The sequence below is a fragment of the Paenibacillus sp. FW126-R14 genome (assembly GCF_058789495.1).
On sequence record NZ_JBYTBS010000027.1, the window covers coordinates 75946 to 89949 of the forward strand.

At 49.7% G+C, this 14004-nt stretch carries 9 protein-coding genes and 1 riboswitch; of the genes, 8 read left to right on the top strand and 1 reads right to left on the bottom strand.

The genetic code is table 11. From position 1 onward, the window contains the following. Positions 1 to 20: 20 nt before the first annotated feature. Both AC3WRW_RS18115 and AC3WRW_RS18120 read left to right on the top strand, forming a co-directional pair. Positions 21 to 2108, top strand: a complete 2088-nt coding sequence (locus tag AC3WRW_RS18115) for a multicopper oxidase family protein (RefSeq protein ID WP_492547706.1) — start codon at positions 21 to 23, stop codon at positions 2106 to 2108. A 14-nt stretch (positions 2109 to 2122) separates the two neighbouring features. Beyond that, positions 2123 to 2222, top strand: a riboswitch (purine riboswitch). Between the two features lie 71 nt (positions 2223 to 2293). Continuing rightward, a complete protein-coding gene (locus tag AC3WRW_RS18120; RefSeq protein ID WP_492547707.1) occupies positions 2294 to 3634 on the top strand; it encodes a 5'-deoxyadenosine deaminase in 1341 nt (446 codons plus the stop codon). A gap of 72 nt (positions 3635 to 3706) precedes the next feature. On the opposite strand, the gene AC3WRW_RS18125 is transcribed toward AC3WRW_RS18120, so the two are convergent. Beyond that, complete coding sequence (locus AC3WRW_RS18125; RefSeq protein WP_492547708.1) at positions 3707 to 4834, bottom strand: amidohydrolase family protein; 1128 nt, start codon at positions 4832 to 4834, stop codon at positions 3707 to 3709. Positions 4835 to 5015: 181 nt separating this feature from the next. Here AC3WRW_RS18125 and AC3WRW_RS18130 point away from each other — a divergent pair, with 181 nt between their 5' ends. The 6 genes from AC3WRW_RS18130 to AC3WRW_RS18155 all read left to right on the top strand — a co-directional run bounded on the left by AC3WRW_RS18130 (position 5016) and on the right by AC3WRW_RS18155 (position 13492). Next, positions 5016 to 6128 (top strand): YncE family protein, encoded by a 1113-nt coding sequence (locus AC3WRW_RS18130; RefSeq protein ID WP_492547709.1) that lies wholly within the window; start codon positions 5016 to 5018, stop codon positions 6126 to 6128. Positions 6129 to 6807: 679 nt separating this feature from the next. Further along, entirely contained in the window at positions 6808 to 7770 is a 963-nt protein-coding gene (locus AC3WRW_RS18135; protein WP_492547710.1) for a carbohydrate ABC transporter permease, read from the top strand. Beyond that, positions 7767 to 8618, top strand: a complete 852-nt coding sequence (locus tag AC3WRW_RS18140; RefSeq protein WP_492547711.1) for a carbohydrate ABC transporter permease — start codon at positions 7767 to 7769, stop codon at positions 8616 to 8618. Before AC3WRW_RS18135 ends, AC3WRW_RS18140 begins: the two co-directional genes overlap by 4 nt. Positions 8619 to 8705: 87 nt before the next feature. Further along, complete coding sequence (locus AC3WRW_RS18145; protein WP_492547717.1) at positions 8706 to 10457, top strand: cache domain-containing sensor histidine kinase; 1752 nt, start codon at positions 8706 to 8708, stop codon at positions 10455 to 10457. Continuing rightward, the gene (locus tag AC3WRW_RS18150; protein WP_492547712.1) at positions 10435 to 12036 is read left to right on the top strand and encodes a response regulator; all 1602 of its coding nucleotides are present in this window, start codon (positions 10435 to 10437) and stop codon (positions 12034 to 12036) included. Before AC3WRW_RS18145 ends, AC3WRW_RS18150 begins: the two co-directional genes overlap by 23 nt. A gap of 136 nt (positions 12037 to 12172) precedes the next feature. After that, positions 12173 to 13492 carry an ABC transporter substrate-binding protein gene (locus tag AC3WRW_RS18155; RefSeq protein ID WP_492547713.1) on the top strand — a complete coding sequence of 440 codons (1320 nt, stop codon included), beginning with the start codon at positions 12173 to 12175 and terminating at the stop codon, positions 13490 to 13492. The last annotated feature ends 512 nt before the right edge of the window (positions 13493 to 14004 follow it).

Consider the following 14004-nt stretch of genomic DNA (forward strand, 5'->3'; position numbering starts at 1 on the left):
GCATTAGGAGGGTTTTCATTTTGTACAGCCTAAGTATAGAGACCATATTGTTAGCATCTTTGCTGCTCGTCGTTTTCACTTGGATCGGGAGCGTCAAAGCTTCCCGACTGCTTTATAGCCGCACTATCGAACACATGCACCGCAAAACGCGCAAGCTGCTGTTCTGGTCATGGTTTCCGGTCATTCCGGCCGCTGCTATTTTGGGCGCTATTGCCTGGATGCAGCAAACGATGTCCCCTGACTTTTGGATCGATCACGTGTTTATTCAAGCTCCGCTGGTCCTTTTGCCGCTGCTAATCCTCTGGCTTGTTTCTGTGCCTAAACTGATTAAGCTGCGCTCACTTACGAAGCCAAACCTAGAGGAAAGCGATGCGGCATTCTCCACGGATACAAGTCTGCACCAGAGATCCGCCAGTCCCGGACTCATCATTCCTTTTCAAATGTCGGCGCTAGCCGCTTTGACTTCGTTTTATTTTGCCTTAGTTCCGGCGCTGCCTTTCAAATGGCTCGATATTTCCGTTCCGCTGGCCGTCTTCGTACTGGCAACAACAGGACTTTGGTGGAGACACCGGATTCGCTTCCAGCATGTAAGTAAGATGGAAATTTATACGGCTCCTGCCTTTTGGAAACGCAGCTTAGCCATGCTCTCTGTATTTGCCGTGCTGGGGGCATCAGGCTACTACCTCTTTACGTATGCAATGGACAAAAGCGAGCTGCCAGCCGAAATCGACATGGCAAGCGGGACGCATGATTATGGCGCGGCGCTCATCGATATGAGCCTGCATAACCAAAGCGCGATGGCAGAGGCGGCCAGCTCCCCGAGCAAAATTATCTTCGCCGCCGACCTGACAGGTCCTCGCGAGGGGACGCCCGACCGTCGTTTCACACTGACCGCGCAGAAGAAAACCGTCACGCTGAGCTCTGGCAAAACAGTGGATGCTTGGACATACAACGGGCAAATTCCCGGTCCCGAGCTCCGGGCGAAAGAGGGCGAGCTGGTTGAGGTTACGCTCCTCAACCAAGATATCGAGCAGGGCGTTACGGCGGATTGGCATGGTCTGGATGTGCCGAACGCAGAGGACGGCGTTGCCGAAGCCATGCAGCATGCGGTCATGCCCGGCGAATCGTATACGTACCGTTTCCGCGCCGAACAGGCCGGCACTTTCTGGTACCATTCGCACCAGGACTCCCGCGAAGCCGTCAGTATGGGACTTTTCGGAGCGCTGATTGTTGAGCCGAAGACGGAACCTTTACAGCCGGTGAAAGACATTACCGTCATGACGCATCGTTGGAATGACGCTGGGATAGCAATCGGCACGTCCGACCAGCTCGAACGCATGACGATCGCCCCAGGAACGCCTGTCCGTATGCGGCTGATTAACACGGACGATTGGGTGAATCAAACCTACACGCTCGTTGGTACGCATTTCGAAGTGGCGGCCATTGACGGAAGGGATCTGAATAAACCGGATGTGTTGACCAATACCCGCTTGGTCGTGCCTACCGGCGGCCGTTACGATATTACCTTCGTGATGCCGGAGCGTCCCGTATACCTCCATATAGGAGAGAATGGCAACGGAGGCATGCTACTGTCCTCCGATGGCAGCGGGAACCTTCCGGAAATTGGGCAGACCGTTCCTTTTAATCCCTTATCTTATGGAAGCCCGGCGGCAACTGCATTTAACGCTCACAGCCGCTTTGACAGGGAGTTTACTTTAATCTTGGATACTAAACTCGGCATTTATAACCGTAAGCCCGGTTTCCTCTACACATGGAACGGTGAAGTTTCCCCGAATACGCCGATGTTTATGGGGAAGGAAGGGGACCTTGTCAAAACGACCATCATGAATCGCGGCAATATCGCGTATCCGATGCACTTGCAAGGGCATCATGTGCTTGTCCTGTCGCGCAACGGCAAGCCTTCGACCGGCAGCCCTTGGTGGGCGGATACACTGGACGTCCAGCCGGGCGAGACGTATGAGGTCGCCTTCGTCGCCAATAATCAGGGATTATGGATGGATCCAGCAAAAAGAGGGAGGGCATGTAGGGTTTGTGTTAATTTATATAACACATTGTTGACAAACAAGGGAAAACCGTTTAACCTATAGGAAAGCAGGAACAACAAAAACCGAATACACTCTTTCGTATAACCTTAATAATTGGATTAAGGGTCTCTACTTAGAAACCGTAAATTTCTAGCTACGAAAAATGTGCGCCTTTGCATATTTTTCATGGCTAGTTTTTTTGCGTTCCCAGCTTCATATACTAATAAAGAAGCAGGAGGTTTATGCCCATGGCGACGATTCTTATTAAAAATGCAGAAATGGTAACGATGAACCGTGACGGGGACATTTTCATCGGAGATATGCTCATCGAAGATGACAGGATCAAGGCCATCGGCCCTAACTTGCAGGTAGATGAGGCGAAGGTGGATAAGGTCATCGATGCCACGAATCGTACGGTTATTCCAGGCTTCGTGCAAACCCACATTCATTTGTGCCAAACGTTGTTCCGCGGCAAAGGGGACGACCTGGAGCTGATGGATTGGCTGAAACAGCGGATCTGGCCCTTGGAAGCTTCCCATGACGAGGAATCCATCTATTATTCCGCCTTGCTCGGGATCGGCGAGTTGATTCAAAGCGGTACGACGACCATCGTGGATATGGAGACGGTACACCATACCGACTTTGCCTTCCAAGCCATCGCATCGAGCGGAATCCGCGCCTTGTCCGGCAAAGTGATGATGGATAAGGGCGATGAGGTCCCGTTCCCTCTGCAGGAGAAAACGTCCGAATCGCTTCAGCAAAGCGTCGATTTGCTGGAGAAATGGAACGGTTACGACGGCGGTCGCATCCAGTACGCATTTTCCCCGCGATTCGTCATCTCGTGTACGGAGGAGCTGCTGCGAGAGGTTCGCAACTTGTCCGAGCAGTATCAAGTGAAGGTGCATACGCACGCTTCCGAGAATCTCGGCGAGATTGAGATTGTGCAGGCCGAGACCGGCATGCGCAATGTCGTTTATCTCGACCATCTGGGCTTAGCGAATGAACGGCTCATTCTGGCTCACTGCATTTGGCTCGATGACGAGGAGAAGCGCATCATCCATGACCGCGGCGTCCATGTCAGCCACTGCCCCGGCTCCAACCTGAAGCTGGCTTCGGGCATCGCCGAGACGCCTGACATGCTGAAGCTCGACATTTCCGTCTCGCTGGGCGCAGATGGCGCGCCGTGCAACAACAATCTCGACATGTTCAACGAGATGCGTTTGGCGGCGCTTATTCAGAAGCCCGTACACGGACCGACGGCGATGAACGCGCAGACGGTCTTCCGTATGGCGACCATCGGCGGCGCCCGCGCGGTCGGCATGGAGAAGGAGATCGGGAGTCTGGAAGTCGGCAAGAAAGCCGACTTGGCGATCCTCGATCTGGTCAACTTCCACACGTATCCGTCCTTCGACGTGGACCCGATTTCGCGCATCGTATACTCCGCGACGCGCGCCGATGTGGAAACGACGATCATTAACGGCCGGATCGTCATGGAGAACCGCATCATGCGGACCATCGACAAGGACATCGTCCTGCCGGAAGCGAACCGCTCGATACAACGGCTGCTGAAGCGTGCCAACCTGCGCTAAAGACACAAGGCGTGTCAACCAACCGGCGTTTGAATGCGGTTTTTTTCACACGCCTTTTTTTGCATCCTCCGCCTATTGCCGCTGCATCTCATTACCCCACAACAGCTTCCCAGCCTCCAGCTTCGTAAGCTTCGCAACATCTTGCGCTGCATCCTTCTTCTGAATAGCTTCCTTCTGGGTTTGAGTAGCCGGCTCATTCCGTAGGATCGTATCTAAGTTATCGTAAGCCACTTTCTTGATCAATGCCGGATCGCCGATAGCATCCAAAACACGGTACATCGCCTCGATGCCCGCCTCTTCGCTAGCAAGGCCATAACCGGAATCAGTGCTCAGCATAAACTTGTCCGGAAATTGCCGGATAACGGGCAGAAAATCCTCGATCCGATTCGCGCTTTCCATATTGAACACGGTAAACCCGGCGAAAAAGTCCATATAAATGTTATCATGCTTCTCTAGTAATCTTTTGATATTCTCAGGTGAGTTATAGGCGTTGGCATGGCCGAAAATAAAGATCGTTTTCGGATGGGCAGATAACGCTTCTTCCAATTTATCTATAACAAAGCCATTCGGAGGATCTATATGGAGCAGAATCGGCGCTTGATACTCGGCACACAGGTCATAAATTTGCGGAAGAAAGCCGTCCATAGGGTCCTTCGCCTTCCATTCTACCTTCGACACAACCGGTGAGTTATAGGAAGCTGCGGCAATTTCGCCAAGTCCAAAATAGCCTAGTTCGAGATTTTCCCTTACGACCTGAAGACTGGATGGATCATGCAGATCAAAGCCGGAAAAGTAAGGAACGAAGAAGTCAGGCCTGTCCCTGTAGGCCTTCCATGCATAGGCATCGGTTCGAATCGCGCTCGATTCCGAAACATCCCCGAAGAGAATAACGCGATCCACCGCGTCCTTTTTCCACATATTTGACATGTCCATATACTTGAAATCACTCGCATCATGGTTATGCGCGTCGGCAAGCGGTACTGAGCCATACTGCCGGAGCAAATCGTCAAAGCTTTTTCTCGTAGATGTTGTTGCCACGACTTCAGCTGCTTCGGCTGTCGCCGACGGAGATGGCAGAAGTTGCGTCGACCTGTTTGTCCTGTCCCAGTAATCAACGGAACCGAAACTCCAAATCCCTACTCCAATACAAACGCATGCTGCGTTTACAATCGCGACAGTTCTTGCCCTCATTATCGGCATCCCAGACACTCCTTTGTTCATTCCCCTTCATCTTTATCTCCCAAATTATACCATACCTTCGGCAATGTAAAGTATATACAACGATATGATCCGAGATTTGTGACGACTGTAAACAAGTTCCCATTTTCAGTTTCAGCCATATACTAATTGGAAACATTGATGAACAGGGAAGGGGACTCCTATGACTCACGTCTCAAAACCTCTTTTACAAAAAGGCGCTCAGGTGAGACTGGCCGGGGGAGCCATTCAGCCCGAACATGGCATCCGGCTTTTGCAAACCCACAATCCACGCGTACTCAAGATTGTACCCGTGGCTGCACAAGTGGGCGATATTCGCGTCAATTCGGCGACAGGCCGAGTCTATTATGTCCATAGCGATAATCAAGTAGGCGTGTTGGACGGTAACACTAACCATGTGATGGGCAATGTGCAGACCGGTGACGGCACCGCATTCCTGGCAGTGAACCCCCGCACCAATCGGGTTTATGCGACAAACTTCCGTGCTGCCACCGTCTCCGTGATCGACGGAATCACGAATCGCCTGATCACGAACGTTTCTGTCGGCAAGCACCCTTTCGGCATCGCCATCCATCGCGGAAGCAACCGCATTTATGCTGCCGATACGAACGGAACCATCGGTATTATCGATGGCCGCACGAACCGTATCCTTCGAACCTTAAAGGTTGGCGGATCGCCAGCCCTTGTGGCCATTAATGAACGAACGAATCGCATCTATGTCACAAATGTAGGCAACGATTCCGTTCATGTGATCAATGGCTCTACGATGCGGTTGATCAAGACAATTAAAGTCGGAAACAACCCTATTATTACGCCGGCTGTCCTCCCACAGACAAATCGGGTCTACGTGGCTAACAACCTCAGCCGCTTTGCTTCCGTTATATCGGGCTCCACCTTAGGGAGAAGCACCCCCATTCAACTCGGAAAGCTCCAAAGCGATATCGCCGTGAACCCTCTCACGAACCGCATCTATATTACGAGCGCTCAGCAGACGAGCAAAGGCAAACTGTACATTATAAATGGACAAACGAACACGGTTATCGCTTCCATATCGATTCCTACGTTCTCTTCGCTCCTCGTCAACCCATTGACGAACCGCTTTTATGTCGGGGACACGGAAAAACGCGATTTGTTCGTCTATAACGGGCTGACGAATACGCAGCTCGTCAAACTGCGCACCGGGCACTCCGCCGGGAACATGGCCTTGAATACGCGAAGCAACCGGATCTATGTCGGAAACGAAAAATCGATTACCGTCGTTCAGGATTCGCGATAATAATAAGCCTTCAGAAACCCACATCATGTGGGCTCTTGGGGGCTTATTTGTTTATTATTAAAAAATGCAATATTCAAAATATTCACTCTACAAATAAATTGTCAGTTCAAAAGTAATCATCAAAATCAATTGAACTGTCTATCCTCATTTTCCTAGACATTTGGACAGGCCAGATCAAACAGCTCATTCACTATAAATAATTGATCTATTCCAAATGTCTTTTTGCGGTCGCGACATTATTATACATCGCCGCTGCCACCCCTGATAATTTTCAGACAAAAAATGAAATCAACCTCTAAACAGACCCACAAAATAAGAACTCCCCCATTTCCATTAAATTAGAGTAAAAATTCAATCCATTTAAAACTAGTAATAAATCCCAAAAAAACTCTAAAAAATCGCAAAATCAAAGCAATAATTTAGGGCAAAAAGAGGGAGGGTCGCAAGCAAACCCTGGTCGTAGGCCGACCAAACCGAGTCGCGGACCACTGGTTAGTGTGTTATAGGAATAGGAAGCGATAATTCTTGCCATCTGTGCAGAGCACAGCCATACAAATTGATTATTTGCTCCATTGTTCGATTCTGAATGAATTGTGTTCATTACTCTCATTCTTCAGGTGACTGTTACCTTCTATACTAAGCATAAAGGTGTTTTTGACATGAAAGGCGGTTATTCCCGATGAAAGCTGAACCGAGCACTTCTCCACAAAAAGTCCATTCCCGTAAAATAACGGCGCCCTTCACTCTGAAAGGACGCTGGGAATCGCCACTGGCCGGATATCTGTTTATCTCCCCTTGGCTTCTTGGCTTCCTGCTGCTGACACTCTGGCCAATGGTGCAATCGATGTATTACTCTTTTACCAAATATACGCTGTTAGACGCGCCGGAATGGATCGGCTTGCGCAATTATGAGCGAATTTTCGCAGATGACGAGATTTTTCGCCAATCTCTGAAGATCACGATACTTTTTGTCGTATTATCTGTACCGCTCAAGCTTTTCAGCGCACTTATGGTCGCCATGATCCTCAATAAGAAAATCAAAGGAATCTCGATATATCGAACGCTCATCTATTTGCCGTCTTTGATTGGCAGCAGTATCGCGGTTGCGATTCTATGGCAAAATATATTCGGCATGGAAGGCTTCATCAACCGGTTTCTAGGCATGCTGGGCATTAGCGGCAGCAGTTGGATCAGCAATCCCAAAACGGCTCTAGGCACATTGATTATCCTTGTCGCTTGGCAATTCGGCTCGTCCATGGTCATTTTCCTGGCCGGCCTCAAACAGATCCCAACCGAATTATACGAAGCGTCCTCCGTTGACGGGGCTTCGAAAGTGAGACAATTTTTCAGCATTACCTTGCCGATGCTGTCCCCTGTGCTGCTGTTTAATCTCGTGCTGCAGACGATCGGTTCTTTCCAAATGTTTACTCAGGCCTTCATCATTACCAAAGGCGGCCCTATCAACTCGACGTTTATGTACGCTTTGTACCTCTATGAGCGCGCCTTTTCCCGCTATGAGATGGGTTATGCATCGGCGCTGGCCTGGATTCTGCTCGTGGTCATCGGAATCGTAACGGCATTAATTTTTGCCTCATCCCGCTATTGGGTATTCTACGAAACAGAAGGAGCGAAAGGTAAATGAGAAACCCATTGATCTCTATCCGCACGTTAAGAACTCATTCCCTCTTGGCCTTATTTAGCTTAATCATGATCTATCCCATGCTGTGGTGGTTTGGGGCTGCCTTTAAATCCAACGCGGAAATGAGCTCGCCCTCCTTTTGGCCGACCAAGTGGTTGTGGAGCAACTTCAGCGATGGCTGGGTCGCGATTCCTAAGTTTACTTTTACTCATTTCTATTTAAATACGTTTGAGCTCATTGCCGGAGTGCTTGTCACATCCATCCTCTCCTGCAGCTTCGTGGCTTTCGGCTTCGCGCGGTTGGATTTTCCGCTGAAAAATTTCTGGTTTTCGATCCTTATGATTACGCTGATGCTGCCTAGCCAAGTGACTTTGGTGCCGCAATACATCATGTTCAATGCCTGGGGTTGGGTGAATACCTACCTGCCCTTCTATGTCCCTCATGCTTTAGCTGGCGGTATCGGAGGACCGTTCTTCATCTTCCTGCTCGTTCAATTTATCCGCGGCATTCCGCGGGAGCTCGACGAATCGGCCAAAATGGACGGCTGCAGCTGGCTCGGCATCTACTGGCGCATCATCCTCCCGCTTACGAAACCAGCTCTGGTCACAGTCGCCATTTATTGTTTCCTCTGGAATTGGGACGACTTCTTCGGACATTTGCTGTATATTAACTCGGTTGACAAATACACGGTCGGACTTGCCCTAAAACTGTTCGTGGACAGCCAATCTGCCCTTCCATGGGGACAATTGCTGGCGATGTCGCTGCTTTCCATCGTTCCTTCTCTCATCATCTTCTTTATGGCGCAGCGCCATTTTGTCGACGGCATTGCCTCGGGTGCTGTGAAAGGATAAAATGAATTAACTATCTAAAAGGTTGCGAAATTGGCAGCCTTTTTCCAGTTTAACAGACGCTTATGAGGGGGATCAGCTTTGTTTACTATGTTCAAGCGTGTCCGCATCGGCCGGCTGTTCTTCGGCAGCTTCGCCGCATTCATCGCCGTGCTTCTGCTCGTCACCTCATGGATTAGTTACAGCCTCACGTCGCGTGAACTGGCGGACAATACCGCCAATTATCAGCAGGATCTTTTAAATGAATTAAATAAGCGTCTGGTGATCCAGCTGAACTCGATAGAGCAAATGTCTCTGGCCGCTTATCGGAACATCGACAGCATCGGGTATGATCCGTTGGAAAGCGACTTATTCGAACGCAATCGACGGAAGCAGGATTTGGAGAATTTACTCGCCAACATTACCTACAGCACGCCCCTGGTTCAATCGATTTATTTATACACGGAACGTCCTTTTGCGTCGGATTCTCAGGGCCCCATTCGAGTTTTCAATTTGCAAAAGGTACGGGAAGAAGACTGGTTTCCGGATATTCAGAATAACGATTCCGCTTGGATCAAAGAACGCACGATTCAGACCATTAAAGGCCCGGTGCCCGTCATCGGCTTTGCCAGAAAGCTGTACAATAACTCCGGCATTTACTACGGAATGCTGCTGCTCAATGTGAAATCGTCGGAAATTCAAAATCTGATTCGCGGCGAAACGGAGGGCCGAAGCCGGCTATTATTCGATGCCGGCGGCAGGGAAATTGCTGCGATCGGGGACTCCAACCTGCAAGAGAGCGAGCTGGAGAAATTAAAACTGGTCAACGAGAAGTCCGGAAGCACCCGTCTGTCAGCCAACAAACAGAGCGATTCCCTCCTGGTTTGGAGCAAATCGCCTTCCAATTGGATGCTGGTTGAGGTTACGCCTTGGAAGAACATCATTAGCGGGAGTATTCAATTAGCCCTGATCCTGCTAACCGTCGGGCTTTCCGCAATTATTATCGGCTTTTTCGTCACATTTTTTATTTCCAGGCAGTTTACCAAGCCTATCAAGCTGCTTCTTGCTTTCATGGGCAAGCTTCCCGACCGGGGTTTTGCCACGGACTTGCCGAAAGACTACACCAATGAGTTCGGGAACCTGTTTAACGGCTACCGTAAGCAGATGGAGCGTATTGAGGAGCTGATGGATTCCTTGAAGGCTCAGCACAAACGCCAGCGTGAAGCGGAAATTCAAGCGCTGCAAGCGATGATTAATCCCCATTTTCTCTATAATACGTTGGATCAATTAAACTGGTTGGCCATCGATTCGGGTCAAGACAAGATCAGCAAGATTCTGTCCTTAATGGGCAAAATGTTCCGCATCGGCCTGTCCAACGGGGAGACGCTCATTCCGATCGCCGACGAAATCACGCATGTCGAGTGCTATTTGCAAATTCAACAAATCCGTTGGGGAGAGCGGTTATCGTTCACCGTGGACGTCGAAGAATCCGTCCGGGAGCTTTTTATCCCGAGATTAACGCTGCAGCCTTTTATTGAAAATGCGATTATTCACGGCTTCCATGGCAGGAAAACCGGCGAGCTCCGAGTGAGTGTGCAGTTGGTCAATCAAGATATTCAATTCCAAATTTGGGACAACGGCGTCGGGCTGCGTCCGGATTGGAATCAACCGAAGGTTAGGAAAACAGGCGGCTACGGCGTGCGCAATGTGAAGGAACGAATTGATGCCTATTTCGGCCCGCCCTACGGCGTTCAAATGGCCAGCTCAGAGGGCGGAGGTACCGTAGTCACGGTTCTGCTGCCGCAAATTCAATACAAAGAACAGGTGGAGGAGCGTTATTATGTGGAAAATACTCATCATTGACGACGACTTTCAAGTGCTCGAAGGAATGAAGAAAGCGATCCCCTGGGAAGCGATCGACGCCGAATTCGCAGGGGAGGCCAGCGATGGCGCCGAGGGGCTGGAGATGATCGGCAGAACCAAGCCGGATATCGTCATTACGGACATTTATATGCCTGTCATGAACGGCCTTGAAATGATTGAACGGCTGCGGGAAGCGAATTTTCCCGGCGAATTGATTATCCTCAGCGGATATACCGATTTCCAATATGCCCGCCAGGCTTTGCGGCTGCAGGTCAGCGATTATTTGTCCAAACCGGTTACCGTAGATGAGCTGCGGACTGTACTGGAGAAAGTTATTAAAGAACTGGAAGCGAAAGAGCTTATCAAGATGGAGCAAGAAGAAATCAAAAAAAGGCTGATGCTCTATGAGCCCTTCGGCCAGCAGGAATGGCTGAAGTCGGTGATGACCGGCACTTTCCAGAAGTGGGCAGCCGCTCTGAATCCTCCTCCTTCCGAGCAGCAATACTGGCTTCACCGCAATCACCTTGTCATGGGCATTGAGCTCATGAGCACGATTCGCACGGCGAATCTGTCGCTGATCGATTGGAACTTATTCCGTTTTGCGCTGGCTAATATCATACAAGAAATTTTGACGGAAGATTGGCCTGAATCCGACTTCATTGAGCTTCACAGCCATCATGCAGCGATTATGTTTCATATCGAGCGTTCAGAGCCCATGGACGCAGCTCTCGCCCGCATCAAAACCATTGGCGACCGTATTGCGGTCTGTATCCTTACGTATCTTCAGCTCAACATCCGGATCGGATTAGGTCAAATAAAGGCCGCTTGGCAGGAAATATCGGATTCCACGGAGGAAGCGTTTCTGGATTTGCTGCAGATGACCATCACGCCTCCGCCAGGCAAGCCGTCCTCCTTGCCGTCGGATTTGGCGATTCGGCCGATCAAATTTTACCAAGAGCTGGCGGAAGCCATTGTCTATTCGAAAGAAGAGACCGCGGCGCAGATTGTAGACGCCTATATTCGCCAACTGCAAATAATGCCATCGATTACGCCAGCATACTTGCAGTATTTATGTACGGAGCTTTGGACGATCTTCGCCTATTCCTTGTACAGCGTTGGCATTGTGCTGGATGAGCTTTTTCCAGAGGCGCACCTGCCGTCCGAAATTAGTCAGATCCAAACCCCTGCCCAATTGCAGGAGTGGCTGCGCGCCAAAATTCATATCATCGCAACGAGCCGGCACTGGAGCGAGAATTCAAAGCATAAGGAAGCCGTGGATTTCATGATTCAATATGCGCATGACCACTATGCCGAAGAGGTTTCCTTGGAAGATATGTCGAAGCAGCTGTACTTGTCCCGGAACTATTTGAATCAAATTTTCAAAAAAGCGACCGGCGAAACCTTCACCAACTACTTGATCCAGGTACGGATGAAAAAAGCCCACGCCCTGCTGGCCGAAGGCAAGCATCTCATCTATGAGATCGCCGAAAAGGTCGGCTACAAGAACGTTCCTTACTTCAGCTCCATTTTCAAAAAGTATACGGGTATGAGTCCTAGCGAAGTGGGGAAAAGCGGATAACTCTCATTTATAGAGTTTGACGTACGATTTGTGATCAAAAGTGAAAGAAGTGTGTTCATTACTCTCCTTCTTCATTGTTTCCGTTACTCCTATAATGAAACTGTAGAGATAATGAGGTAGCGAAAGGGGATTATCTATGAAAGTGCAGATGAGACAATGGGGCATGCTCGGTATGACTGCTATGATAGCGCTGTCTTTGAGCGCATGCGGTTCAGGGAATACACCAAGTACGACACCAAGCAGCACACCTGCTGCAACGACAGCGCCAACCACCGCAAGCACTCAGCCCGTTAAGCTTCGTATTGTTTGGTGGGGTTCGCAAGCAAGGCACGATGCTACGCTGAAAGCGCTGGATGCTTATACGAAAAAACATCCGAATGTGACCTTTGAGCCGGAATTTTCAGGTTTTGACGGCTACGCAGACAAATTGGCTACCCAAGCAGCTGCCAAAAATGCCCCTGATATCATCCAAATGGATCCGGCTTGGCTTTCCGAGTACGCGGGCAGAAACCAGCTTGCCGACTTATCCAAAGGCATCCGCACGGAAGATATCGATAAATCGCTCGTAGATTCAGGCAAGTTCAAAGATAAACTGTACGCTATTCCTCTAGGCAATAACGCGACCGGAATGATTTACAACAAGAATGCCGTAGATAAACTCGGTATCACCCCGCCCAAAAACACCTGGACCTGGGATGAATACTTCCAATTCGGTAAAGATGCCAAAGCCAAGCTGGATAAAGATAAATACGTTTTAATGGACTATACTTATGACTATACGACATATTCCGCTTATCAGATCAGCCAAGGCAAAGGCTATCCGATCACCGTTGACGGCAAATTCAATATCGACAAAGACACCTATTTAACTTATGTTAAAAAATATGCCGAACTTCGCGCGGCCGGCGTCGTTCCTCCTGCAGAAATCGCGTCCACGGACAAAGAGTCCGACGCGAAGCTGGATTTGATGAATAATGACAACGTGCTGATGAAACGTACCTTTGCCGCTCTTCTGCCTGGGTATGAAGGTGTGAAACCTGGCGTTTATTCGCTAGTGAATCAGCCTAAAGGAACGCAGTCCAGCGGTTGGCTGAAGCCTTCCATGTTCTGGTCCGTGAGCGCGGATTCCAAATATGCCGAAGAGTCCAAGAAATTCATCGACTGGTTCGTGAATGACAGCGAAGCGGCCGATATTCTGACGACGACAAGAGGCGTGCCGGTTTCCAAGAAAATGCTCGAGTATTTAACGCCTAAGCTTACCCCTGCAGATAAAATGCAAATTGAGCTTATTAAGACGGTTGCTCCCGACGCTCAGCCTTTTAATCCCGGAGCTAAAGGTTGGAGCAACTATACCGCTAAGGATTTCAAAACGATCGGCGAAAAAGTCATGTTCAACAAAATTACGCCGGAAGCGGCTTATGACGAGCTGGTGAAAAAAGCTAAAGAGTATCAATAAGCTTTCATAGGAATGCAAGGGCTGCCCCAAGTAGATGATTCTATTTGTGGGCTGCCTTTTTTTAGCACTAGCTTGCTGAAAGCATATGGTAGAGAGTTTCCCACCTGCTGCCTCCCCATCTAAGGCCTACGTCACTCTCTCATCGTTCAGACGTGGAAGAGAGGGAACTATGATCCTCTATTTTGCGTTGAAACGCAGATTCAGCGTATTTCGGGGAACTATGGTCCTTTATTTTCCCGATTCAGGTTACACACCTCCTTGTGCAGGCAAAATAAGTCCCTGTAGTTCCCCCTGCATGCAGAAAGAGGCTGATTTATCACAAATAAGGCCCCGTAGTTACCATTCGTCGCACAGGGGAGGCTGGGGGCTGGAGCTGTAGTTCGTGGATGCGGGATGTCGCCGCAGGATTGCAGCACCCTTAGCCACAAAAACGCAAATCGAGTAGGCCCATGCGCATTTGCATGGGCCTCTCACAGATCCGGACATGCGGGTCATCGCATCCGGCTCCTCCA